Raw genomic sequence first — 21,900 nt, 5'->3', positions numbered from 1 at the left:
TTGACTTCACCCCCTTCGCCGCTATTGTTCTCGGGATTTTTCGCGAATATGCCGTAATGAGGATGCCCGCCCATGTCTTATGCCCACCTTGAAGCCACCATCGATGCAGCGTTTGAAAGCCGCGATGAGATAAGCGCCCATACAAAAGGTGACGTACGCGACGCCGTTGAACAAGCGCTCAAGCTTCTTGATAGCGGTGAGTTGCGTGTCGCTTCCAAAGAAGGTGGCGCTTGGGTTGTTCACCAATGGCTTAAAAAAGCGGTTCTGCTTTCTTTCCGCCTCAACGACATGGCGATGATTGCAGGCGGCCCTGGTGAGAGCACCCACTGGTGGGACAAGGTGCCCAGCAAGTTTGAAGGCTGGTCTGCCAACACATTCCAGGCAGCAGGTTTCCGCGCCGTGCCGGGTGCCATCGTTCGTCATTCCGCGCACATTGCGAAAGGCGCTGTGCTGATGCCGTCGTTTGTGAACCTCGGTGCGTACGTTGGCGAAGGCACAATGGTGGACACATGGGCCACCGTGGGTTCCTGCGCACAAATTGGCAAAAACGTCCATATCTCAGGCGGCACTGGCATCGGCGGTGTGCTTGAACCGTTGCAGGCTGGCCCGGTGATTATTGAAGATAACTGTTTTCTTGGCGCGCGGTCTGAGGTCGCAGAGGGTGTGATTGTCGAAGAAGGTGCGGTTATTTCCATGGGTGTGTTTATTGGTGCTTCCACCAAGATTGTTGACCGCGAAACCGGTGAGGTCTTCATGGGCCGAGTGCCTGCGTACAGCGTTGTGGTGCCTGGCACATTGCCAGGCAAGCCGCTCGCTGACGGCACACCAGGCCCTGGCCTCGCCTGCGCTGTCATTGTAAAACGGGTAGACGAGCGCACACGCTCTAAAACGTCGATAAACGACCTCCTCAGGGATTAATGTCATGCTCACCCTCGATCCTGTCAGCCTGTCCCAGCATCTGATTCGCCGTGAAAGCGTTACGCCCGACAAAGGCGATGCGCTTGATTTTCTCGCCGGTGCGCTCACGACGCTGGGTTTTAAATGCCACAAACTGACCTTCGAGGAAGAAGGCACTGAGCCAGTTCCCAATCTCTATGCGCGCTTCGGCAGTGAAGGACCGAACTTCTGTTTCGCAGGTCACACAGATGTTGTGCCCGTAGGTGCCGCAGACCATTGGAGTGTTGCGCCTTTTGCAGCAGAAGTGCGGGACGGCCAGCTTTTTGGCCGCGGCGCCGCTGATATGAAGTCGGCAATCGCTGCATTTGTAGTAGCGGCTGAGCGTTTTCTGGCTAGCCGGGACACGCCGCCAAATGGCTCCATCTCGCTCCTGATTACCGGCGACGAGGAGGGCATGGCCATCAACGGCACCCGCAAGGTGCTGGATTGGCTTAACGAGCGCGGTGAAGAGGTCGACATGTGCCTTGTGGGTGAACCCACCAACCCCACAGCTATGGGGCAAATGATCAAGATCGGGCGCCGCGGCAGCCTGCACGGCGTTATCACGGTTAAGGGCACGCAAGGTCATGTGGCCTATCCGCACTTGGCGAAAAACCCGATCCCGGATCTCGTGAAGGTGCTTGCCACCCTTGAAGGGTCGTTGGATGAAGGCAATGCGAGCTTCCAGTCCTCCAACCTTGAAATCGTCAATATCGACATCGGCAACGAAAGCCATAACGTGATCCCCGCTGAAGCGAAATCCCGCTTTAACGTGCGTTTCAACAATGAATTCACGCCGGAAAGCCTGAAGGCGGAGCTAAGCCGACGCATGGACAGCGCGGGCGTGACCTATGAAGTTGATTGGTGGTTATCCGGCGACAGTTTCCTCACAGAACGCGGCCCACTTTCGGATGCGGTTTCAAGCGCCGTGGAATCCCGCCTTGGCGTGAAGCCTGAACTGTCGACAACCGGGGGCACTTCAGATGCCCGCTTCATCAAGGACATGTGCCCCGTGGTGGAATTTGGCCTTGTAGGTGCCACCATGCACAAGGTTGACGAGCATGTGGCCGTTGCGGACATTCATGCGCTCACAGACATATATGAAGACGTGCTCAAGCGGTTGATCGGATAATAGTCCCCAATCCCACCTAAATTAATTCTAGTTTCGCGAGCATATGCGTGAGGCTATTGTCATCTCGTGGTTCACGGAAGAGTACAGGGGTGAAACCCCGCCGTCCCTACGGTTCTGCCCCAAAGGGGTCCCTGTAATGGCGTTGCGAGTGATCGCGCACCTTTCTTCTTTGAACCCAGCTCCCCTGAGCCCTGCCCAACAATCTCAGGCGCTCAAATAAAAGGGGCCCGCACCTCCCGCGGGCCCCTTTTTTCAACTCAAGGCTCGGCTTGTTATTCGCCGCGTAGACCTGCGATATTGTCTTCCCAGTTGGCACCGTCAAACTCGCCAACAGTAAGCGAGTTTACCGTCGCCATATCGATGCAATTTGTGTTGATCGACCAGCCATCAGGGTGGCTACGCGGCACATAAAAGGCCTTAACACCACAGGTGCTGCAAAACAGATGCCTGGCGGTGCCCGTATTGAAGCGGTAGTCGGTGAGGTTATCCTCGCCAGAGGTAATCCGGAACTCGGCCTTAGTGGCAAAATAGTGCACAAACCCGGTCAGCTTGCAGATGCTGCATGTGCAGCTTTTGGCTTGCAGGTCGGCCGGGGCGTCCAACTCGAAAGAGACAGCGCCGCAGTGGCAGCCGCCTTTATGGGTAATATTACCTGTCATGACACTCCACCACTTTGCCAACCATGCGCTCAACACGGAAGACACCATCAAACTGCTTGTAAACCGGCGCGAAAGACCGGAACAAATCGCTTTTCTGGTACTCCTCCAGCGCCTGCCTGCTCTCAAAAGCATAAAGCGCCATAAAACCAAGCCAACCATCATCAGCTCGGTCTTCAAGCTCCACAAGTCGTGCCCACATGACGCCCGGCACCGATGCGACCTCAGCCACATGCCCACCCTTGAGCCAATTGATATAGACCTGCCCCTTTGTGGGGTCGACCCATACCTTCACCGCATATAATATCTCGTCCAGCATCACCGCATTAGCTCACGTTGCTACGGGCTTTGAGGGCTGCCGCAAGCGTGCCGTCATCCAGATAGTCAAGCTCGCCGCCCACGGGCACACCATGCGCAAGTGCCGTGACCTTCACACCGCTTTCAGACAAGCGTTCCGCCAGATAATGGCTGGTGGTTAGACCATCCACCGTGGCGTTGAGTGCGAGAATCACTTCGCTTACCTCGCCCGTGACCGCACGGTCGAGCAGGCTCGCGATATTCAATTCGTCCGGCCCGACACCGTCGAGGGCCGAGAGCGTGCCACCAAGCACATGATAAAGCCCCTTAAAGGTCTCGCTTCGGTCAAGCGCCCACAAGTCAGCCACATCCTCAACCACACAAATGGTGGTGCGGTCGCGCCTCACGTCTTCGCACACATGGCAGGGGTCGCTCGTGTCGATATTGCCGCACGTAGCACAGATCACGATCTTGTCCGCAACCCGCATAAGCGCATCCGCCAGCGGGATCATCACGCTGTCTTTTTTCTTGAGAAGCTGAAGCGTAGACCGCCGCGCAGAGCGTGGGCCCAGCCCCGGCAATTTTGCCAGAAGCTGGATCAGCGTATCGATTTCACTGCCGTGGGAACGGGGCATAGACTAGGAACCTGAGTTTTCAGTATCAAGCGGCAGGCCGTTCTTAACTCCAAGACCGATAAACAGCACAAGCCCCAGGTAATAAAACAGCGACACCAGCGCAAACACAAAACCCCATACATCAAGCGGCATGTTGGTAAGTGCATCCATAAAGCGCGCGCTTTCGCCCTCGCTCATGGTTGCAAGCGTGATCGCCGCCATATTCGCGGCTGAGCACAGGTAAGAAACCATCAGGCAACCCAGCGCCAGTTTCCATTTCTCGGTGCCTTCAAGGCTGCGCTCATGGTCTTTGGCAAAACGTACGCCCGCAAAAAAGCCGGACAGAAGCAATATGGCAATGCTGCCCAACCGCCCGAAATTGATACCAAAGCCAAGGCTGACACCGGTGAGTGCAAGCATGGCGCAAATATACCAAACCGCGAAGGTGCCGATGGTTGGCATCAAACGCGCGTTGCCCTGTTGTGTGTCTTCTTCTGTCATGCCGTTAGCCTACCCTGCCCAAATATTCTTCCATCAGCTTTTTGCGGAATTTCCGGTCACGTTTCAAGTGCCATTCCCGGCTCATGGCCTCCGGCCGGGTTTTAAATTCTTCTGAGTAGAGGACTACCCAAACCCGCCCGCGTGTCGATTTCGCGCCCGTTCCAGCGTTGTGAGCGACCAGCCGTTTCTCAACATCGGTTGTCCAGCCCACATAAGTTCTCGCGGTGCCATCTTTGACACTGCCAAGAATATAGGTGAAGCAGGGATATTCAAACGTGTCCGTCAATTGCTCAGAAAGGCATCTTGAAACCAGGTGGTAGGTCCAAGCCGCCAGTAAGGTCTTTCATACGGTCCTGCATGGCGTCTGCCGCTTTGGCTCTCGCCTGCGCATGGGCGGCAACAATCAGATCTTCCACCACTTCCTGTTCCTCGCTTGAGAACAAGCTCGGGTCAATCGATACGGATTTCATGTCACCTTTGGCGGTGAGCACCACCCGCACCATGCCAGCGCCGGCCGTGCCGTCCACCTCAACCGTGTCCAGCTCCGCCTGCATGTCACCCATTTTGGACTGCATTTCCTGCGCTTTTTTCAGCATCTCGGAAAGGTTTTTCATTGCTCAATCGCTCCAGACTTAAAAATCAAACTCTGAGGTATCATCCGCGTCATCAAAGGAAACACCCTCAAGCGGGTCATCGCTCGCGCTAAGGTCTTCCTCCTCCGCCCGGCTGTCCCGCACGTGGATAAGTTCGGCGTCCGGGAAGGACGAGAGCAGGGCTTTCACAATCGGCTCCGCCAGCGCTTCATCACGGCGTTTTTTGTCGCGCGCGATTTCCTTGTCGCGGATGGTGATCTCACCCTCGGCGTCCCGCGTGATGGTGATCTGCCAGTCCACACCGGTCCACATCTTGAGGCAGGATTTAACCCGCATCATGAAGTCCGGCGGAATCTGGCGAAGCGTGCGGATCGTAATCGAGCCCGGCTTATAGTTCACGAGCCGCACATGGTCCTTCAAAAGCACTGCGAGCGAAGCTTCTTTCTCGGCATTAAAAAGTGCGACGAGCTTCTCAAAATCCACCGGCATGGGGTGTTTGGCGTGGTCATCGCCATAAGACGCATCATTCTTGAACGCGAGCACTTGCGCGCCTTGCTGCGCTGTTGGCCCTTGCCCCGTTGAGGCTTGCGGCGCTTGCTGGCCGGATATGGCGTGTACATTGCCACCACCACCTGACGGCGCAGGCGCACCGCTGGGCGTACTACCGCTGCCGCTTTGAAGTTGCTTCACCAGGTCAGCCGGGCTGGGCAGGTTGGCTGCATAACATAGCCGAATGAGAACCATCTCCGCAGCCGCAATCGGACTTGGTGCGGTACGAACCTCACCAAGGCCCTTGAGGAGCATCTGCCACGCACGGGTCAGATGCGGCATGCTGAGATTTTGCGCCATCTCGCCGCCCTGTGTGCGCTCCGCTTCGGAAACCAGCGTATCCGTGCCCGTGTCCGGCGTAACTTTAAGCCGCGTGAGCCAATGGGTAACCTCCAAGAGGTCATTCAGCACCACAGCCGGGTCCGCGCCTGCGTCATACTGGTGCCGAAGCGTTGCAAGGCCTGTGGCCACATCGCCTTTCATCAGTTGCTCGAACAGGTCCAGCACAAGCGCCCGGTCAGCAAGGCCGAGCATGTCCCGCACCTGGCTTTCCGTCACCTCACCCGCACCATGCGCGATGGCCTGATCCAGAAGCGACAGGCTGTCCCGCACCGACCCTTCTGCCGCACGTGCAATCAGCTTAAGCGCGCCATCTTCCGCTTTGCAGCCTTCTTGCTCAACAAGCTTGGCCAGATGGGCAATCAGCACGTCCGCCTCAACACGCTTGAGGTCAAACCGCTGGCAACGCGACAGCACCGTCACCGGGAGTTTTCTGATCTCTGTGGTCGCGAAAATAAATTTCACATGCTCAGGCGGCTCTTCAAGCGTTTTAAGAAGCGCGTTGAACGCGTTCTTTGAAAGCATGTGCACTTCATCGATGATGTATATTTTATAACGCGCAGAAACGGGGGCGTACCGCACGCTCTCGATAATCTCGCGAATGTCATCAACACCGGTGCGGGAGGCCGCATCCATCTCCAGCACATCAACATGTCGGCTTTCCGCAATGGCCTTGCAGTTATCGCACGCACCACAAGGGTTGATGGAAGGCCCATCATGCACCGTACAGTTCAGCGCTTTGGCGATAATACGCGCCGTGGTGGTTTTTCCGACCCCGCGAACCCCTGTCAGCACAAAGGCATGCGCCAGCCTACCGCTATCAATAGCGTTTGAAAGCGTGCGCACCATGGCTTGCTGCCCGATAAGACTATCGAAGTCAGACGGGCGGTACTTACGGGCCAGCACCCTGTAGTTTTGTGATTGTGCCTTGTCGCTCATTTTAATGTGCGTCCCCCACTTGTGCGCATTCTTCAGGGTCATTCTTGATTTTCATGACTAGCAGGATTGACCGCATGGGGAAAGGCCAAAGCACCATTTTGAAGGCTTGGGAAAATACCGAACACCCGATGACAGGCGGAGCAAGATTTCCCGCGCGTGTCATGCGAATTTCATGAAGTATTCTGAAAAATAGGATGATGGGTGGGAGGGCCTGCACGACCCATGCACAACTCGTTACGGCTGCTTCCTTTCGGACCTGACCGGGTTGGCGAGCGGAATGTCCGCCGGCTCTCCCGTCGGTGTATATGGCGATTCTTGATCTGACTTGCAAGAGGAATGTGCCCGCCCTAGCTTACTCCGCAATGATAACGGGAGAAAAACGTGGCCTTAGGTACCGTAACCACTGCATTTTCAGGTAATCCGCTCGACCGGGCAGACCAATTGCGTACAGATGACGAAATTCTGGGTGCCTGGGCGCAAAGAGATGACGCTCGATTCGTGCTGATTGCCGAAGGCAAGGTACTGACCGATGAGTTTGGCGATATACTGTGGGTAAGTGCTGCAAAATGTCGTTTTCTCCCTATCGGCACAACAGTCTTTCTCGGGCTGGACAAAGGACCTGGCGGCGACGCACCGCGCTACGGTGCCGAATTGAACGGCTCACCAGAAGAATTTGATGACATGTTCACCCCCGGCAAGTTCCGGGAGCCACGCGCTATCGGCCTCAAGTTCGGGCACGCTCACCCCAGCCTCGGCATCATCGCGCAGGCCAAATCCATGCTGTCATGGCATGCGAGCCACCAGTTTTGTGCCAAATGCGGCGCACCCTCAACGCTGAGCAAAGCCGGGTACGAGCGCAAGTGTGACACGTGCGAGGCCAGCCACTTCCCGCGTACGGATCCGGTGGTGATCATGCTCGCCTTCTATGGTGACAAAGCGCTGGTGGGCCGCGGCCATCATGTACCGCCCGGTTTTTATTCAGCGCTTGCTGGTTTTATGGAGCCGGGAGAAACAATAGAAGAAGCCGTCGCGCGCGAGCTTTATGAAGAAGTGGGCGTGCACACCACCAAGGTTGAGTATAAAACCAGCCAACCCTGGCCGTGGCCGTCTACGCTCATGATCGGATGTTTTGCGTGGGTAGAGGATGACGAGCTGACGATCGACCCCACCGAGATTGACGACGCGATCTGGATTACCAAGGAACAGGCCCGCGATGTACTTGCGGGAAAAAACAACGACTTTTTCCTGCCACCCTTCATTGCGATCGCCCGGGACCTGATGGACATCTGGCTCAGCGAGGCATAAATATCCGAGTCTCACGCGGCACTTTATTGCACTTGCAATAATAGCTTCTACAGGTGCAATAATTCTTCATCACAATACCGTTAATTAGGCAGAATTACTGTAAAATTTTCCTAAAAGTATCTGAAACGTTAAGTATTCATGTTAGAGTAAACATGTTGTTAAGATTTGTTCAGGGTCGCCCTTTAATACTAAGCCAGAATGGCACATGGAGGCGTCTATGAGAATGTCTGAACCGCAGCAGAATATGCTGAGCCACTGGACCAAGCTTTCCATGCGTGATGGAGCCCTCCCTTCCCGCGCAGATATGAGGCTTCAGGACATCGGCAGATACGCATCGAAGATCATAATTGTCGATATCAAGACCGATCCGCTAGACTTCGAATACCGCCTTATCGGGCAGGATGTCGCTGACGAGTTGGATCAGGACTATACCGGCATTCGAATATCTGAACTCCCAGGAAAAGGGCCCGGAAGTGACTTCTGGGACCATATGATCAAGACGTGCGAGGAAGGCCGCCCAAACTTCTGGACGGAGATATGCAAGCAAGCCAAGGTTGGCGAGAAAGAGGCGGCAACGCTTTATCTTCCGCTTGCATCGGATCACAAAACCCCTGACAAGGTTATGCTTGTGATCCAGTTTGGCCGTAGCAAGGTCCGCCCGATCCAGATCCAGCAGGCTCCGCATTATTACGCATAAGTCGGTGTAAAATATGAAACCGCTGGGGGAAACCTCAGCCGTTTCAAGTTTGTTTCCCTACTTGTTGCGCACGGTGTTTGGCACACCCTGTGCCCCCGCATAAAACACAACAATCTTCACCATCTCGCTGCCCCGATTATGGCCTTGGTGCGGTGTATGCTGGGCTTCAACAAGCGTATCCCCAACACCGATCACCTTCACTTCACCGGTTTCATATTCAACCGTCAGCTCACCTGACAGCACATAGCCAAATGTTGGCACGGGGTGGCTGTGCCAACCGTTGCTGTCCCCCGGTTCCATAGTGATCATGATGCCAGTGATCTCGGCCGGGTCACCATTGGGGTAAGAAATCGGGTTGCCAAGGATATCCTTATCCGCCTTCATCAATTCTTCAACACCGGCGAAAGATGCAGGTGTTGTGAGCATAACGGTAACGGCCAATCCACAAAGGGACTTCAGCATTTCACTACTCCCCGGCGAAACGGTTCATCGCCGTCGCCATATCGATATCGAGTGAGGTGACACCGTCTGCGTCATGCGTGGTCATTTTCACTTCAACACGGTTATAAACATTGAACCACTCCGGGTGATGATCCATTTTTTCCGCGAGAAGCGCGGCCCTGTTCATAAAGGCCCACGCTTCTGAAAAATCAGCAAACTTGAAGGTTTTGTTGATCGCCAGCGCTTCCGTATCATAAGCCCAGCCCGCTAGCTTACCCAGCGCGTCAGCGCGGGCAGCGTCGTCAAGTTTCTGTGGTCGTGTACTCATGGCTCTTCCCCTAACAATGCATCAAAATATCATGCCAAAATTTCTTCTACGAGTTTTGGCACAAGCTCGCCCGCGCGTCCATGGCGGCACTCCCCAAAATAGCTAACGCCCTGGCTTGGCTCCAAATTCACCTCAATGGTGTGGGCGTAGCCAATGGCACGCACTTCAGCCACAAACCCGGCAGCAGGATACACATTACCGCTCGTGCCGATAGAGACAAACAAGTCACATGCCGCAAGCCGCGCCATAATCTCGTCCATCTGGAAAGGCATTTCACCAAACCATACGATATGCGGCCGAAGCGCGGGAGCGAGAGCGCAGGCCGGGCACTGTGTTGCCTGCTCACAGTCACCGTCCCAAAGGTGAACCGTCATGCAGCTTTCGCACCGCACTTTCACAAGCTCCCCGTGCATATGGATGATATTTTGGGACCCCGCTCGTTCGTGCAGGTTATCAACATTCTGGGTCACGACAGTAACCTCACCACTGAACTCCCGCTCAAGCCGCGCGAGGGCTTGATGGGCGAGGTTCGGTTCAATGTCCCTCAATTGTGCCCGCCTCAGGTTATAAAACCGTTGTACAAGGTTTGGGTTGCGGGCGAAAGCTTCAGGTGTTGCAACATCTTCCACCCGGTGTTCTTCCCAAAGCCCACCGTTGTCGCGGAAGGTGCGCACACCGGATTCGGCCGAAACGCCCGCCCCTGTCAGCACAACAATGTTTTTATAAGGCATTTAGGGCACCCCCTTTCGCTTTTTCCGCCAATCGGTTACGTCTTGCGTGTATGTTTTAGCCGAGAAACGAGACCAAGGCCAACAGGGGTACACACATGGTGGTGAAAGTTTTATTTGTCTGCATGGGGAACATCTGCCGCTCACCGATGGCGGAAGGGGCCTTCCGCGCCGCCGCAGAGAAGGCAGGCCTTCTCGACAGGTTCGAGATTGATAGCGCAGGCACCATCGGCTATCACGCTGGCTCACCGCCCGACAAACGCGCCATCGCAACCGCAAAAGAACGCGGGATCGACATCTCTCTCCAGCGGTCCCGCAAGGTGGAAGACGCGGATTTCAGTACATTCGACTATATTCTGGTGATGGACCATGACAACCTGCGGGACGTGATGGAGCGCTGCCCGGACGAATATAAAGACCGGATTTCCCTGTTTTTGACTCACGCGCCGGATATGCCGCTTGATGAAATGCCCGACCCCTACCAAGGACATATCAGCCAGTTTGATAGCTGCTATCTGGCGGCGATGGACGCGTCTGATGGCTTGCTGGCCAAGATAAAAGCTGAGCGCTTCTAGAAGAACCCATGGCCTCACCGCTTGCAAAAAAGCTTGAAAAAGCATTGGGTTGTGGGATCAAGGGGTCCAGGCCCATGCACGGGGGAGACATTGCTGATGTCTCGCTTCTGACCCTCCAGAACGGTGCGCGCGTGGTTGCCAAACGCCCGCGCGCCGACCAACCCGACACCACCGACACAGAAGCCCTTATGCTTCAACACCTTAAGGCGCACTCCAGCCTGCCCGTGCCGGATATACTTTTCCACGCGCCCGGCATATTGGTGCTGAGCCATATCCCTCACGCAGGCCCACAGGATGTTGCACTTGCATCAAAATCTGTGGCTATAAATGTGGCGCAATTACATGCATGTGTGGCGGAATCCGTGTCAGGTTTTGGGCGAAGTGCGGCGAAAGGTGTGACAAAACCCTATGGCTTCAAACACGACACCTATATCGGCCCGCTGGTGCAACAAAATGCGGTGAGCGCGAGCTGGGTTTCCTTTTTTAGGGACCGGCGCTTGCTCGCCATGGCAGGCTCGTGCCAGCGCACCGATAAACTGAGCAGCAGCGATTACGCCCGGGTGGAAAAACTCGCGCTCAAACTTGGTGACCTGATCCCCGACACCCCACCCGCCAGCCTGCTGCACGGGGACCTGTGGGCGGGGAACATGCTGATAGATGGCGACCATGCCGCAGGTTTCATCGATCCTGCGATTTCATACGGTCATAATGAGATGGACCTGGCGTTTATCGACCTGATGGGCGGCCTCGACCCGGTGTTTTTTGATGCCTACAATGAACACCGCCCCATCGAACCGGGCTTTCATGAAGAACGCAAATCCATCTACCAGCTTTGGCCGCTTCTGGTGCATGTCCGCCTGTTTGGGGGCGGGTATGTCGCTCAGGTCAGCCGCATACTTGAGCAGTTCGACTGTTAGACTGAGTTTGGCTCTCAGGCTTCCTGCGGGCCCGCCACCCCGTCCTCGATCACAAACCGCTTCAGGGTGCTGGCATCAGGCTCGGGTTTGGTGACATCCCCCACAACACGCATGTCTGCGGTCCAGCTACCCTTGCTCACATCACAGAGCGTATAGCCGCGATACCGCCCTTCATAGAGCTTGATATGCGGGTTTTCAGGGATCGAGGGCATATTGCGCTGCCAATAACTGTTCCCGCTGGTGATGGAGGTCGCCACAAACTCGCTGGCCACGGTTTTCGAGTTTGGGTCGTCAAAATCCCGCTTCACGTCACAAACGTAGGTGGCATGCACATCCCCGCCGATGATCACCGGGTTGGAGACATTGCGTTTTTCAAACATGTCCAGCACCCGGTCGCGGGAGGCAACATAGCCGTCCCAATATTCGCTGCCGATCAACTCGCCATCCCCCGGTTTATAGTCATGCTTTGAAAACAGCATGCCCTGCGCCATCACATTCCATTTGGCGCCCGCACGACCCATACCCCACATCAGCCATTTTTCCTGCGCTTCACCGAGGATGGACCGGGTTGGCTCGAACCGCTCCGCGCACGTGCCGTCAATAAGCCGCCAACCGCCGTCATCCGGGGTTTGGCAGGGCTGGTCGGTCCGGTACTGGCGGGTATCAAGCATGTTGATCTCAAGCAGATTGCCATAATTCGTGCGGCCAAAAAGCGCGGCGTCTGCCCCAATAGGCGCCGCCGCCCGCCGGAGCGGCAAATGCTCATAATAGGCTTTATAGGCCGCCGCGCGCCGCTTCAGAAACTCGATCGGGTCCTCAAAATTCTGACCCTGGTCGGCGGCATAATCGTTTGCCACTTCATGGTCATCCCAGGTGAACAGCCAGCTTGTGTGCGCGTGGGCTGCCTGCAGGTCCGGGTCCAGTTTATAGGTTGCGTGCAGCGCGCGGTAATCATCCAGCGTGACCGCATTGCCCACTGGCACACGCCGGTGCGCCGCACCATAGGATTGCTCGTAGATATAGTCCCCCAGATGGACGATCAGCTCCACATCCTCCAAAACCATATCGCGGTATGCCTTGAAATATCCCTCGGTAAAATTCTGGCAGGAGCAGAAGGCAAACTTCATGCGCTCAAGCGGCGCCATAACAGCAGGTGCCGTGCGCGCGCGCCCCACGGGGCTGACCTCATCGCCTGCATGGAAACGGTAAAAATACGGCCTGCCGGGCGCTAGCCCAACCACGTCCACATGCACCGCATGGGCATTCTCCGCATGCGCCACAGTCGCACCTTTCTGCACAACTTTCTTGAAAGCATGATCTTCAGCAACCTCATAAGCCACCGGCACCGGGTCTGGCCCCACTGCCCTGTGATCCAAGGGGTCAGGCGCCAGCCGGGTCCAGATCACGAAGCCGGTGGGCATGGCGTCACCCGAAGCCACGCCAAGCGTGAAGGGGTATGAGATAAAACGCGGTTTCCCGGTTACCCAGGCTGGTGTTGCAAGCAGTGGCGCGGAAAAAGCCGCAAAACCAAGCGCACTGGCTGTGCGCATAAATTGTCGCCGTGAAAAATTGCTCATGCTCGCCCCCGGGATGATGGCCTACCACTTCATCTGACTATGCCACCTATATCACAATCCGATGACAATTCAGGCAAGCACCTGCGACAAAAAACGCACTTGTCCGTGCGCATGAAACACCCTAAAGCGCACACCATGAATATCTTCAGGAAATCGTCCGGCATGACCACCGACCTCGCGCTTTTCGCGGTGTTGGCACAGCTATGGCTTGCGCTTTCCTGTTGTGTGAGCCTGCCGGCAGGCGACCACCTTGTTTTTGGCGATGACACCTGGTGTTCGGTCGATAGCCTGAGCACCGGGCATTCCGGCGAGCATGCCGCGCATGAATGCGACTGCGTGATGATGGGCACGCCTTTCGTGTCCGAACCCGTGACCGCAAACCTTCTGCTGCCGAGGATGCCTGAGCCAAAAGGCCCTGTTTTCGCACAACAGCCAACCCTTCCCTTAAGCCCGCACTACGGCACCATCGGCAGCCGCGCACCGCCCGCCGCCCTCCAAACAGCATAAATCAGATTTATCGGCGCGCACCGCCGCGCCACCCTGTTTTGGAGGAAACTCATGAAGTCCCTTTTGAAAGGCGCATGCTCAACCGCAGCGCTCATGCTCACCACGCCTGCGCTTGCCACAAATGCTGCCACCGATGATGTGGAAACTATTATCGTCACCGCTGAGCGCGGCAAAGGTGAACCCCCGGTGATTGCTGAAAACCGCGAGCGCCTCGCCCGCACACCGGGCGCTGTTGCCCTTGTTGCTGTTGAAGCTTATGAAAACCGCACGGCCCAGGGCTTTGCTGATATGCTGCGCGACGTGCCGGGTGTGATGGCCCAAAAACGCTACGGCGAAGAATCCCGCCTCTCCATCCGCGGGTCCGGCATCGGGCAATCCTACCACCAGCGCGGTGTGATGTTCGCGCAGGACGGTGTGCCCTTCGCAGACGCAGACGGTTTTTCTGATTTCCAAAAAATCGACCCGCTCGCCGCGCGCTATATTGAAGTTTACAAAGGCGGCAATGCGCTGCGGTTTGGCGGTGCACAGCTTGGCGGTGCCATCAACCTTGTTACCCCCACCGGCCACACCGCACAGTCAAATTATATGCTACGGCTTGAAGGTGGCTCATTTGATACCCTAAGGGGCGGTGCCGCACTCGCCCAGGTGCTGGGTGACTTTGATGTGTACGCATCCGTAAACGCATTACGCTCAGACGGCTTTCGGGAATGGGCAAAACAAGACCAAGTGCGTGCGACCGTCAATATGGGCTATAGCTTTGGCGAGGACCGCGAGATCCGCCTGATCGCGTACGGCGCTGATATCGACCAGAACGTGCCCGGCTCGCTTGACCTCACCACCGCGCTTGATGCACCGGAAACCTCAACTGATGCAGTCAAAAACGGCAAATGGGCGCGGGATCAACAGTTGGGCCGCCTGAGCCTGCAAACCCGCTGGCGCTTCAGTGAAAACCTGCTGTTTGAAGGTGGGCTACACGCTACGACAACCGATCTGCACCACCCGATCCCCATCATCATCGACCAGCAGTCAGACACCCAAGGCGCCTTTGGCCGGTTTGATTGGGCCGGTGAAGTTGGTGGCCATAAGACAGACATCTTCTGGGGTATTTCCTACCGGCAGGGACAACTTGACCAACAGCTTTACAGCAACATTGGGGGTGAAAGCGGCTTCCAGTTCGGCGGCAGCCGCCACAAGGCAACCGGCCTTGATGTTTTTGCTGAAGCCCGCATTTTTGCGACCGATACGCTCGCGCTGGTTGCCGGGGCGTCCTACGGGCGCGCGACGCGGGACTATACCAACCACCTTGCGCCAGCGAATGACGCGGACAAAACCTTCGACTGGTTCGCCCCGCGCGTTGGCCTGTTGTGGCAAAGCGAAGACGGCACCCAGGTTTACGCCAACGTGACCAAATCTGTAGAGCCACCGCACTTTGGTGCGCTTGTGCAGGCCCCATACCCCGGTTTTGTACCTAACAAACCGCAAGAGGCGGTAAGCGCCGAGATCGGCACCCGTGGCCGGGCCGACAAGCTTGTTTGGGATATCACGCTCTATCAGGCCTGGCTCCAGCATGAGCTGCTGTCGTTCGCCAATACCTTTGGCTTGCCCAGTGCGGTTGCAGGCGCTGATGACACCATCCATCGCGGCCTTGAGGCTGCCTTTGACTGGCAGCTGATAGAAGAAGGTTTCATGGGCGGCGGGCTTACATTACGGCTTGGCTATACCTATTCGGACTTCACCTTCGATGATGACGCTACCTACGGCGACAACCGCCTGCCGGTGGTGCCCAAACACCAGATCCACCTGGGGCTGAGGTATGAGAACACAGCGGGCTTTTTCCTGCATCCAAGTGTGGAGTGGCGGCCAAGCGATACCTTTGTGGATTATGCCAACACCATGAAAGCGCCGGGCTATGCGGTGCTGTCGCTGAACGCGGGTTTTGAAGTACGTGAGGGTGTCACCCTGTTTGTTGATGCCCGCAACTTAACCGACAAAGCCTATGTGCCCGAGTTTGGGGCCATCAATGACGCGAGCGCAGCCGGGGCAAACCTGGCTGTATTTTACCCCGGCGAAGGCCGCGCCATTTATGGCGGCATCACCTACCGCTTTTAAGGGAGAGACAGGATGAAAAAGATGATTACCGCCCTTGTGCTCAGTGCCGCAGCGCTCGCGTCGCCCGTGAAAGCGCATGTTGTGCTGAGCGAAACAGAGGCCAAACCGGGTGCCTATCATTTCACTTTCCTGCGGGTTGGCCACGGCTGCGACGGGCAGGCAACAGAAAGCCTGACGGTAGAAATTCCCGCCGGGGTTTATAGCGCAAAACCGCAACCAAAAACAGGTTGGAAGGTTGAGATTATACGGGAAGACCTGCCCGCCCCGGTGGTTGGCCCGCACGGCAAAGCGCTGACCGACCGCGTCGCGCGCATTCGCTGGAGTGGTGGTGCGCTCCCTGACAATATGGTCGACCAGTTCGGCCTTTTGGTGAAGCTGCCAACGAGTTCAGGCCCGCTTTATTTCCCGACCGTGCAATCCTGCGCGCTTGGTGAAAAAAGCTGGACCATGATCCCGCCCGAGGGAGCCGCATGGGGCAGTGTGCCCACGCCCGCGCCGGTCGTATACCTGAAAAGCGATGAGGATACACAAGCGCCGCATCACTAGGCGTTAGCGCTCGCTGCCATGCTGGAGATGTCCGGCATGGCAGCATCTTCAATAAGCGGGCTCCAGCGTCCAGCCAAACTCGCGGGCCATATCAAACGAGCTGTAGCTGTCTTCCACATCGGGTTCGCTTTCGAGCGCCCTGCCGAAGCGGCTTTCCACCGTGTAGTAGGAGCCTTCATGCGTGCGCTGGCTTGAGAACAGCGTGAAATGCTGCACGGTTTCAACCGGTGTGTGCAACATCTCCCCGTGCAGCAACCAGTCCCCGACCCTCGCCTGGGCACCGCGCCTAAAGCGTGCCAGCGTGACATGCGGTTTATACTTCCGCCGCTCCACCTCAACATCAACACGGTCCAGTGCGTTCAGCACTTTTTCATGCAGGTGCATCAGCGGTGCTTTGTCTTCAACACCGGCCCACAGGCATTTGGGCTGTTTGGGTTTACCAAAAAGACCCACGCTTTTGAGCGCGAGGTCAAACGGCGTGAAAGAGATACGCGAAAGTTCGCCTTCAATTTCACGGAAGGTCTTCTTCGGCACGTCGCCGATAAATGCAAGGGTTAGGTGAAGCTGGTCATCCCGTTGCCAGTGTGCGCCTTCAACGCCGCCGCGTACGTGAGAAAGCGCGTCCCTGATATTTTCCGGAATTTCCAGGCCGACGAATAAACGCACCATGGCCTGCCTCCTTCGATCAAGATATCGGGCTCAAAATGGCCCGACATACTAATGCTAGCGTAAAAATCGCCGGAGGGGAATCGTCAACCTTGCTGAAATTTTTGTGACAATGGGGAAAAACCGTTAAAATGTTCAGATAGGGGCCAAAATTTGGGGGTGGAAAAAATGAATCATATCAACATATGGGTACGTGTTTTTGTCAGCGGAATGGGCGCTATCTATCTAGTGTCAATGTATCTGATCCCTGCATTACAAGCAGTAGTTGGACATGCGACCGTACTGGATGCATGGGAGTACTATCAAGGCGTTCTCCATGACTGGCAAACTCTCAATGGCAGCTTGATAGCGTTGGCAGGGGCCGGATTTGCTTTAGTTGCAACTAAAATGTCCCTGCATAATGACTTTATCAAAAACCAAGTTGATAGGGAGAGAAAAAAAGAAGAACAACTACTCAAAGCGAGCGCCATATTATTGGCGATGGTTGATCAATATGAGTTCCTACTCGACAAACGTTCAAACGCAGGTAATCGGGTACCCTTAGAACCGCTGTATATATGGCGAGAAAATACGGGACTGTTCATTGATGCGTTTGGTGTTCAGAATTACAGTTCAATTCGAGCCGGTGTGAAGGACATAGAAACAGCTCTAAATCCCGATGCGGGGAACAAGATTACATATGCGGCCGCCTTGGAAATAACCAAGCTCTTCCAAAACTATGCACAACAGACCTCATCTACACGACGAGCGGGAGTTTTTCATCTAAGTTGGCGAGATCCGAGTTTTTCATAGACCGAGGGCTTCAAGAACCACCGGGCCAATCTTTTCCACAATGATTTTAACACCTTCTGCCGTTGGGTGCATGCCGTCAGACTGGTTGAGGCTGGCGTCTGCCGCTACACCATCAAGGAAAAAGGGATAGAGCGGAAAACCGTATTTTTCTGCCGTATCGGGGAAAATCGGGTTGAAAACAGCCGCATAATCGGGCCCGAGGTTGGGCGGTGCCATCATGCCGGCGATCAGCACCGGGATATCCCGTTCCGCCAGCGTAGCCGCCATGGCGTCGATATTTTCAGCTGTGATATGCGGGTCAATACCACGCAGGCCGTCGTTGGCACCCAGTTCCAGAATAACGAGGTCGGGCTTGCCGTCTTTCACCGGCGCGAGGCCCCATTCAAGCCGGGCACGACCACCAGACGATGTATCACCCGACACCCCCGCATTGATCACTTCAATCGCCACCTCAGCGTTTTCATTGAGCCAAACCTCGAGCTGCTCGGTGAACCCTTCACCGGGTGCGAGGCCATAGCCCGCCGTCAAGCTGTCCCCGAATGCGAGAATTTGCACCACATCCCCCTCATCTGCCTTCGCGCCGGCCACAGAGACATGCAGGCCAAAACCAAATATTGTCAGTAAAGCTAAACAGCGCGCAAAAAATGCGCTAAAAACTTTATTTATGGGGCGACGATTGACCATCATAGGTCCAGCTCCTAGCTATAAACGTACAAAACACGGCAAACCGTGTGTATAAACAACAAAATACCGGATAAAAATATCTGGCAGCGAAGGAAGACTATTTCAATGGCTGATAACAAAGCAATCATCCAGCTTGAGAATGTTGCGCTCACGCTTGAAAGCGGCGCGGGCCCTGTAAACATCCTTAAATCTATCTCATTTGGCATTAAAGCAGGCGAAAGTGTCGGCATTGTGGGCCCATCGGGCAGCGGCAAGTCATCACTGATGAGCCTGATGACCGGGCTTGAGCAGGCCACCGGCGGCAGCGTGACCGTTGACGGCCTCAAGCTTGAAGGGGCGGACGAAGACACGCTTGCGCGCCACAGGCTCAGCCGCGTAGGCATTGTGATGCAGGCGTTTCACCTGATCCCGACCATGACTGCGCTTGAAAATGTGGCGGTACCGCTCGAGCTTGCTGGCGTGAACGATGCGTTTGACCGCGCCGCGCGGGAGCTGGAGGCCGTTGGCCTCGCCCACCGTATGGAACACTACCCGGCCCAGCTTTCTGGTGGCGAGCAGCAACGCGTGGCGCTTGCCCGCGCATTAGCGCCTGAACCGGCGATCCTGTTTGGGGATGAACCCACCGGTAACCTGGACGGCAAAACCGGCCGTGCGATTATCGACCTGATTTTCGACCTTTCCGAGCAACGCGGCTCAACCCTTGTGCTTGTGACCCACGACCCGGCGCTCGCGGACCGCTGCGACCGTGTGATCTCTATGTCTGACGGTAATATCGTGGACGATACCGGCGACACCAAATCTGTGCAGATCGAAGAGAGGCCCACAAGCAAAGTGAAGGGCGGCAAATGATCACGCGCAGCCCGGCCCTGCCAGTGGCCTTAAGGCTGGCGCTGAGGGAGCTGCGCGGCGGCCTCTCGGGTTTCAGAATTTTTATGGCATGTCTGATTTTGGGCGTGACGGCGATCGCAGCCATTGGCTCGCTTACCCGCGCCATCACCGAAGGTATGGAACGCGAAGGTCAATCCATCCTCGGCGGCGACATGGAGATCAATATCTTCCAGCGCCAGGCAGGGCCCGAGCTTCTGGAATGGGTGGACGGCAAAGGCACATTATCCGTATCCGCGCGCCTGCGTACCATGGCGCGATTTGAGGATGGTGGCACCTCTACCCTTGTGGAACTGCGCGCTGTTGACGGGCTTTACCCGCTTTACGGCGAGTTCAAGACCACACCCCAGCTTGACAACAACGCGCTGTTTGAAGAACGCGCGGGCCGCTGGGGCGCAGCCATTGACCCGATGCTGGCTGAACGGCTTGGCGTCAAACTGGGTGACACGCTCACCTTTGGCGGCGTGAAGGCTGATATCCGCGCCTTTATCGACCGGGAGCCAGACAAAGCCAACCTTGGTTTCCAGCTCGGGCCATCGGTGATGATCCGCCACAAGGCGCTTGACGCCACCGGGCTTGTGACCACCGGCAGCCTGATCAATCACTACTATAAAATCCGCCTTAATGAAGGCCTGGATATCAAAACCATGCGCGAGAACCTCAAGGAAGCGTTCCCCGATGAGAACTGGCGGGTACGTGACCGGTCCACCAGCGCGCCCGGCCTCCGTCGCTTCATTGACCAGATGGGCATGTTCCTCACCCTCGTTGGGGTGTCTGCGCTGGTGGTTGGCGGTGTTGGTGTTGGCAACGCGGTGAAAGGTTATATGGACCGCAAGACCCGCACCATCGCAACGCTGAAAATTTTGGGGGCTGACGGTTCCATCATCTTCAAGACCTATTTCTTCCAGGTGCTGCTTATGGGGCTTGTGGCGATTGTGATCGGCATGGGTGTTGGCGCAATGCTGCCAAGCGTGCTGGCGCTGTTTTTGCCAGACACCCTGCCCGTAAAACCGGACGGCGGCGTTTACCCGCTCGCGCTCTTTCTCTCCGCCTTGTATGGCCTGATGATCACTGTGGCTTTCACCGTATGGCCACTTGGCAAAGCGCGGGACCTGCCTGCGGTGCGCCTCTTCCGTGCGCTTGTGGCACCTGAGAACCGCTGGCCGCGTATGATTTACCTCGCTACCATTTTTGGTGCAGGTATGATTGTGGTGCTTCTGGCCGTTGGCATGTCTGACAACCGCATTTTGGCCGCTGGTTTCATGGTGGGTGCAGGCGTCACGCTCTTTATCCTGCGTGGCATCAGCTGGCTTATTGAACGGGGAGCCGCCAAAGCGCCACGGTCGAAAAACGCGCTTCGGCGTATGGCAATCGCAAACCTGCACCGGCCGGGCGCTGCCACCGGTGCCGTTGTGTTGTCCCTTGGGCTTGGCCTCACACTTTTTGCCTCCCTCGCGCTGATTGAGGGCAACCTTGAAGCCCGGTTAACGGAACAGGTGCCTGATGAAGCACCAGCCTTCTTCATGCTCGATATTCAGGCAGCACAGCTTGATGATTTTGAGACCACCGCGCGCGGCGTAAGCGGCGTTGAAGAACTGGTGACAGTGCCTAACCTGCGTGGCCGCGTAACCAAACTGAACGGCGTCGATGCGGCGGATGTGGAAATTGACTCTGAAGTGCGCTGGGTTCTGCGCGGTGACCGGGGCCTCAGCTACATGCCAGACCTCAACAAAGGCAGCCGGGTGGTTGAGGGTGAGTGGTGGCCCACTGACTATAGCGGCGAACCTGAAGTAAGCCTCGGCAAGGAGGTGGCCGATGGCCTTGGCCTCAAGATCGGGGACAACATCAGCGTTTCCGTGCTGGGCCGGGAGATCACCGCAACGGTGCGCAGCTTGCGGGAGATTGACTGGGGCACCTTTGGCTTCAACTTCGTTATTCTTTTTGACCCCTATACGCTCAAGGCAGCACCGCACACCTATATGGCAACGCTGAAAGCTGGCGGTGATGCGGAAGGGGAAGCCCACAAGGTGATCACCAACAAGTTCCCCGGTGTGACAGCTGTGCGCATGAAAGAAGTGCTTTCAAGCGTGAATGTGATGATGGAACAGATCGGCATTGCCGTGCGGGCGACCGCAGCGGTTGCGATCATCGCGGGCATTCTTGTGCTTGCGGGTGCGATTGCAGCGGGTTTCCGCCAGCGGGTTTACGAATCGGTGATCCTCAAGGTGGTGGGGGCTGTAAGGCGCCAGATACTGGGGGCTTACCTGCTGGAATACGCCCTTATCGGCCTGATCACGGCGACGGTCGCGCTTGCGCTCGGCTCGCTGGCCGGGTGGCTAGTAGTGGAGTTTGTGATGGAAATGGAATTTACCTTCCTGCCATGGCCGATGGTCTTCACGGTTACAGCCAGCCTGCTTATTACAGTGCTGTTTGGGCTTGGCTCCAGCTTCCGGGCATTGGCGGCAAAACCCAATCAGGTGCTGAGAACCGAATAGCCGCACATAAAATCGGCGTTATACCCTACCGATTGCAGTTGAAAGCGCGGGGTATAATCGCCATATTAGGCTCAAAGTAACAACCAAGCTCA

Annotated in this window: 25 protein-coding genes and 1 other RNA gene; 12 read left to right on the top strand and 14 right to left on the bottom strand. The window is 56.3% G+C overall.

Annotated features, from left to right (window positions below; translation table 11 throughout):
* The first annotated feature begins 72 nt into the window (after positions 1 to 72).
* Both dapD and dapE read left to right on the top strand, forming a co-directional pair.
* On the top strand, positions 73 to 918 hold the full coding sequence (gene dapD / locus ACOOGA_RS12045; RefSeq protein ID WP_417459751.1) for a 2,3,4,5-tetrahydropyridine-2,6-dicarboxylate N-succinyltransferase: 846 nt from the start codon (positions 73 to 75) through the stop codon (positions 916 to 918).
* Between the two features lie 4 nt (positions 919 to 922).
* Positions 923 to 2,068 (top strand): succinyl-diaminopimelate desuccinylase, encoded by a 1,146-nt coding sequence (gene dapE / locus ACOOGA_RS12040; RefSeq protein ID WP_417459750.1) that lies wholly within the window; start codon positions 923 to 925, stop codon positions 2,066 to 2,068.
* A gap of 272 nt (positions 2,069 to 2,340) precedes the next feature.
* Here dapE and ACOOGA_RS12035 read toward each other — a convergent pair whose 3' ends face one another.
* The 8 genes from ACOOGA_RS12035 to ffs all read right to left on the bottom strand — a co-directional run bounded on the left by ACOOGA_RS12035 (position 2,341) and on the right by ffs (position 6,852).
* A complete protein-coding gene (locus ACOOGA_RS12035; RefSeq protein ID WP_417459749.1) occupies positions 2,341 to 2,727 on the bottom strand; it encodes a GFA family protein in 387 nt (128 codons plus the stop codon).
* Entirely contained in the window at positions 2,717 to 3,043 is a 327-nt protein-coding gene (locus ACOOGA_RS12030) for a DUF4286 family protein (RefSeq protein ID WP_417459748.1), read from the bottom strand. The genes ACOOGA_RS12035 and ACOOGA_RS12030 overlap by 11 nt, the downstream gene beginning before the upstream one ends.
* 7 nt (positions 3,044 to 3,050) lie before the next feature.
* Complete coding sequence (gene recR / locus ACOOGA_RS12025) at positions 3,051 to 3,656, bottom strand: recombination mediator RecR (protein ID WP_417459747.1); 606 nt, start codon at positions 3,654 to 3,656, stop codon at positions 3,051 to 3,053.
* Between the two features lie 3 nt (positions 3,657 to 3,659).
* The gene (locus ACOOGA_RS12020; RefSeq protein WP_417459746.1) at positions 3,660 to 4,136 is read right to left on the bottom strand and encodes an ABZJ_00895 family protein; all 477 of its coding nucleotides are present in this window, start codon (positions 4,134 to 4,136) and stop codon (positions 3,660 to 3,662) included.
* 4 nt (positions 4,137 to 4,140) lie between these two features.
* Positions 4,141 to 4,422, bottom strand: a complete 282-nt coding sequence (locus ACOOGA_RS12015; RefSeq protein WP_417459745.1) for a GIY-YIG nuclease family protein — start codon at positions 4,420 to 4,422, stop codon at positions 4,141 to 4,143.
* 4 nt (positions 4,423 to 4,426) lie between these two features.
* Entirely contained in the window at positions 4,427 to 4,750 is a 324-nt protein-coding gene (locus ACOOGA_RS12010; RefSeq protein ID WP_417459744.1) for a YbaB/EbfC family nucleoid-associated protein, read from the bottom strand.
* Between the two features lie 18 nt (positions 4,751 to 4,768).
* A complete protein-coding gene (locus ACOOGA_RS12005) occupies positions 4,769 to 6,598 on the bottom strand; it encodes a DNA polymerase III subunit gamma/tau (protein WP_420428768.1) in 1,830 nt (609 codons plus the stop codon).
* Positions 6,599 to 6,755: 157 nt separating this feature from the next.
* Positions 6,756 to 6,852, bottom strand: an RNA gene (gene ffs / locus ACOOGA_RS12000) — signal recognition particle sRNA small type.
* 85 nt (positions 6,853 to 6,937) lie between these two features.
* Here ffs and nudC point away from each other — a divergent pair.
* Both nudC and ACOOGA_RS11990 read left to right on the top strand, forming a co-directional pair.
* A complete protein-coding gene (nudC, locus tag ACOOGA_RS11995; protein ID WP_417459742.1) occupies positions 6,938 to 7,861 on the top strand; it encodes an NAD(+) diphosphatase in 924 nt (307 codons plus the stop codon).
* Between the two features lie 217 nt (positions 7,862 to 8,078).
* Positions 8,079 to 8,558, top strand: a complete 480-nt coding sequence (locus ACOOGA_RS11990; protein ID WP_417459741.1) for a hypothetical protein — start codon at positions 8,079 to 8,081, stop codon at positions 8,556 to 8,558.
* Between the two features lie 57 nt (positions 8,559 to 8,615).
* Here ACOOGA_RS11990 and ACOOGA_RS11985 read toward each other — a convergent pair whose 3' ends face one another.
* From ACOOGA_RS11985 to cobB, 3 genes are read right to left on the bottom strand one after another with little or no spacing between them, the layout of a single operon-like run.
* Positions 8,616 to 9,020 (bottom strand): cupin domain-containing protein, encoded by a 405-nt coding sequence (locus ACOOGA_RS11985; RefSeq protein ID WP_417459740.1) that lies wholly within the window; start codon positions 9,018 to 9,020, stop codon positions 8,616 to 8,618.
* 4 nt (positions 9,021 to 9,024) lie between these two features.
* Positions 9,025 to 9,327 carry a 4a-hydroxytetrahydrobiopterin dehydratase gene (locus ACOOGA_RS11980; protein WP_417459739.1) on the bottom strand — a complete coding sequence of 101 codons (303 nt, stop codon included), beginning with the start codon at positions 9,325 to 9,327 and terminating at the stop codon, positions 9,025 to 9,027.
* 29 nt (positions 9,328 to 9,356) lie between these two features.
* A complete protein-coding gene (gene cobB, locus ACOOGA_RS11975) occupies positions 9,357 to 10,058 on the bottom strand; it encodes a Sir2 family NAD+-dependent deacetylase (protein WP_417459738.1) in 702 nt (233 codons plus the stop codon).
* A gap of 95 nt (positions 10,059 to 10,153) precedes the next feature.
* Between cobB and ACOOGA_RS11970 the strand changes: the two genes are divergently transcribed.
* The gene (locus tag ACOOGA_RS11970) at positions 10,154 to 10,630 is read left to right on the top strand and encodes a low molecular weight protein-tyrosine-phosphatase (protein ID WP_417459737.1); all 477 of its coding nucleotides are present in this window, start codon (positions 10,154 to 10,156) and stop codon (positions 10,628 to 10,630) included.
* Positions 10,631 to 10,704: 74 nt separating this feature from the next.
* A complete protein-coding gene (locus ACOOGA_RS11965; protein ID WP_420428766.1) occupies positions 10,705 to 11,547 on the top strand; it encodes a fructosamine kinase family protein in 843 nt (280 codons plus the stop codon).
* A gap of 14 nt (positions 11,548 to 11,561) precedes the next feature.
* On the opposite strand, the gene ACOOGA_RS11960 is transcribed toward ACOOGA_RS11965, so the two are convergent.
* Positions 11,562 to 13,124, bottom strand: coding sequence for an alkaline phosphatase D family protein (locus ACOOGA_RS11960; RefSeq protein WP_417459735.1), 1,563 nt, complete (start codon positions 13,122 to 13,124; stop codon positions 11,562 to 11,564).
* A 111-nt stretch (positions 13,125 to 13,235) separates the two neighbouring features.
* On the opposite strand from ACOOGA_RS11960, the gene ACOOGA_RS11955 reads away from it, so the two are divergent.
* The 3 genes from ACOOGA_RS11955 to ACOOGA_RS11945 are packed head-to-tail and all read left to right on the top strand — an operon-like array spanning position 13,236 to position 16,286.
* A complete protein-coding gene (locus ACOOGA_RS11955) occupies positions 13,236 to 13,631 on the top strand; it encodes a hypothetical protein (protein ID WP_420428764.1) in 396 nt (131 codons plus the stop codon).
* A gap of 51 nt (positions 13,632 to 13,682) precedes the next feature.
* Positions 13,683 to 15,740, top strand: coding sequence for a TonB-dependent receptor family protein (locus ACOOGA_RS11950; RefSeq protein ID WP_417459733.1), 2,058 nt, complete (start codon positions 13,683 to 13,685; stop codon positions 15,738 to 15,740).
* A 12-nt stretch (positions 15,741 to 15,752) separates the two neighbouring features.
* A complete protein-coding gene (locus tag ACOOGA_RS11945) occupies positions 15,753 to 16,286 on the top strand; it encodes a YcnI family protein (protein ID WP_417459732.1) in 534 nt (177 codons plus the stop codon).
* 48 nt (positions 16,287 to 16,334) lie between these two features.
* Here the strand turns inward: ACOOGA_RS11945 and thpR are convergent, their stop codons facing one another.
* Positions 16,335 to 16,955: an RNA 2',3'-cyclic phosphodiesterase gene (gene thpR, locus ACOOGA_RS11940; RefSeq protein ID WP_417459731.1), complete on the bottom strand. Its 621-nt coding sequence runs from the start codon at positions 16,953 to 16,955 to the stop codon at positions 16,335 to 16,337.
* A gap of 150 nt (positions 16,956 to 17,105) precedes the next feature.
* Here thpR and ACOOGA_RS11935 point away from each other — a divergent pair, with 150 nt between their 5' ends.
* The gene (locus tag ACOOGA_RS11935) at positions 17,106 to 17,744 is read left to right on the top strand and encodes a hypothetical protein (protein WP_420428762.1); all 639 of its coding nucleotides are present in this window, start codon (positions 17,106 to 17,108) and stop codon (positions 17,742 to 17,744) included.
* On the opposite strand, the gene ACOOGA_RS11930 is transcribed toward ACOOGA_RS11935, so the two are convergent.
* A complete protein-coding gene (locus tag ACOOGA_RS11930) occupies positions 17,739 to 18,431 on the bottom strand; it encodes an arylesterase (RefSeq protein ID WP_420428760.1) in 693 nt (230 codons plus the stop codon). The two genes, ACOOGA_RS11935 and ACOOGA_RS11930, sit on opposite strands and share 6 nt — an antisense overlap.
* 102 nt (positions 18,432 to 18,533) lie before the next feature.
* Here ACOOGA_RS11930 and ACOOGA_RS11925 point away from each other — a divergent pair, with 102 nt between their 5' ends.
* Both ACOOGA_RS11925 and ACOOGA_RS11920 read left to right on the top strand, forming a co-directional pair.
* Positions 18,534 to 19,277, top strand: a complete 744-nt coding sequence (locus ACOOGA_RS11925) for an ABC transporter ATP-binding protein (RefSeq protein WP_417459728.1) — start codon at positions 18,534 to 18,536, stop codon at positions 19,275 to 19,277.
* On the top strand, positions 19,274 to 21,808 hold the full coding sequence (locus ACOOGA_RS11920) for an ABC transporter permease (protein WP_417459727.1): 2,535 nt from the start codon (positions 19,274 to 19,276) through the stop codon (positions 21,806 to 21,808). The genes ACOOGA_RS11925 and ACOOGA_RS11920 overlap by 4 nt, the downstream gene beginning before the upstream one ends.
* The last annotated feature ends 92 nt before the right edge of the window (positions 21,809 to 21,900 follow it).

It is taken from the genome of Kordiimonas sp., from assembly GCF_965216265.1.
Taxonomy (GTDB): domain Bacteria; phylum Pseudomonadota; class Alphaproteobacteria; order Sphingomonadales; family Kordiimonadaceae; genus Kordiimonas.
The sequence above is the reverse complement of the archived record's forward strand: the minus strand, read 5'-3'. Positions and strand labels throughout refer to the sequence as shown.

Excerpts from the sequence above, each read along its gene's own strand:
- ACOOGA_RS12020 (WP_417459746.1), bottom strand. The coding sequence starts at position 4,136 with ATGACAGAAGAAGACACACAACAGGGCAACGCGCGTTTGATGCCAACC.
- cobB (WP_417459738.1), bottom strand. The coding sequence starts at position 10,058 with ATGCCTTATAAAAACATTGTTGTGCTGACAGGGGCGGGCGTTTCGGCC.
- ACOOGA_RS11960 (WP_417459735.1), bottom strand. The coding sequence starts at position 13,124 with ATGAGCAATTTTTCACGGCGACAATTTATGCGCACAGCCAGTGCGCTT.
- ACOOGA_RS11990 (WP_417459741.1), top strand. The coding sequence starts at position 8,079 with ATGAGAATGTCTGAACCGCAGCAGAATATGCTGAGCCACTGGACCAAG.
- ACOOGA_RS11945 (WP_417459732.1), top strand. The coding sequence starts at position 15,753 with ATGAAAAAGATGATTACCGCCCTTGTGCTCAGTGCCGCAGCGCTCGCG.
- dapE (WP_417459750.1), top strand. The coding sequence starts at position 923 with ATGCTCACCCTCGATCCTGTCAGCCTGTCCCAGCATCTGATTCGCCGT.
- thpR (WP_417459731.1), bottom strand. The coding sequence starts at position 16,955 with ATGGTGCGTTTATTCGTCGGCCTGGAAATTCCGGAAAATATCAGGGAC.
- ACOOGA_RS11950 (WP_417459733.1), top strand. The coding sequence starts at position 13,683 with ATGAAGTCCCTTTTGAAAGGCGCATGCTCAACCGCAGCGCTCATGCTC.
- ACOOGA_RS11985 (WP_417459740.1), bottom strand. The coding sequence starts at position 9,020 with ATGCTGAAGTCCCTTTGTGGATTGGCCGTTACCGTTATGCTCACAACA.
- recR (WP_417459747.1), bottom strand. The coding sequence starts at position 3,656 with ATGCCCCGTTCCCACGGCAGTGAAATCGATACGCTGATCCAGCTTCTG.
- ACOOGA_RS11920 (WP_417459727.1), top strand. The coding sequence starts at position 19,274 with ATGATCACGCGCAGCCCGGCCCTGCCAGTGGCCTTAAGGCTGGCGCTG.
- ACOOGA_RS12010 (WP_417459744.1), bottom strand. The coding sequence starts at position 4,750 with ATGAAAAACCTTTCCGAGATGCTGAAAAAAGCGCAGGAAATGCAGTCC.
- ACOOGA_RS11930 (WP_420428760.1), bottom strand. The coding sequence starts at position 18,431 with ATGATGGTCAATCGTCGCCCCATAAATAAAGTTTTTAGCGCATTTTTT.
- ACOOGA_RS12035 (WP_417459749.1), bottom strand. The coding sequence starts at position 2,727 with ATGACAGGTAATATTACCCATAAAGGCGGCTGCCACTGCGGCGCTGTC.
- ACOOGA_RS12005 (WP_420428768.1), bottom strand. The coding sequence starts at position 6,598 with ATGACCCTGAAGAATGCGCACAAGTGGGGGACGCACATTAAAATGAGC.
- ACOOGA_RS11970 (WP_417459737.1), top strand. The coding sequence starts at position 10,154 with ATGGTGGTGAAAGTTTTATTTGTCTGCATGGGGAACATCTGCCGCTCA.
- dapD (WP_417459751.1), top strand. The coding sequence starts at position 73 with ATGTCTTATGCCCACCTTGAAGCCACCATCGATGCAGCGTTTGAAAGC.
- ACOOGA_RS11980 (WP_417459739.1), bottom strand. The coding sequence starts at position 9,327 with ATGAGTACACGACCACAGAAACTTGACGACGCTGCCCGCGCTGACGCG.
- ACOOGA_RS11925 (WP_417459728.1), top strand. The coding sequence starts at position 18,534 with ATGGCTGATAACAAAGCAATCATCCAGCTTGAGAATGTTGCGCTCACG.
- ACOOGA_RS11955 (WP_420428764.1), top strand. The coding sequence starts at position 13,236 with ATGAAACACCCTAAAGCGCACACCATGAATATCTTCAGGAAATCGTCC.
- ACOOGA_RS11965 (WP_420428766.1), top strand. The coding sequence starts at position 10,705 with ATGCACGGGGGAGACATTGCTGATGTCTCGCTTCTGACCCTCCAGAAC.
- ACOOGA_RS12030 (WP_417459748.1), bottom strand. The coding sequence starts at position 3,043 with ATGCTGGACGAGATATTATATGCGGTGAAGGTATGGGTCGACCCCACA.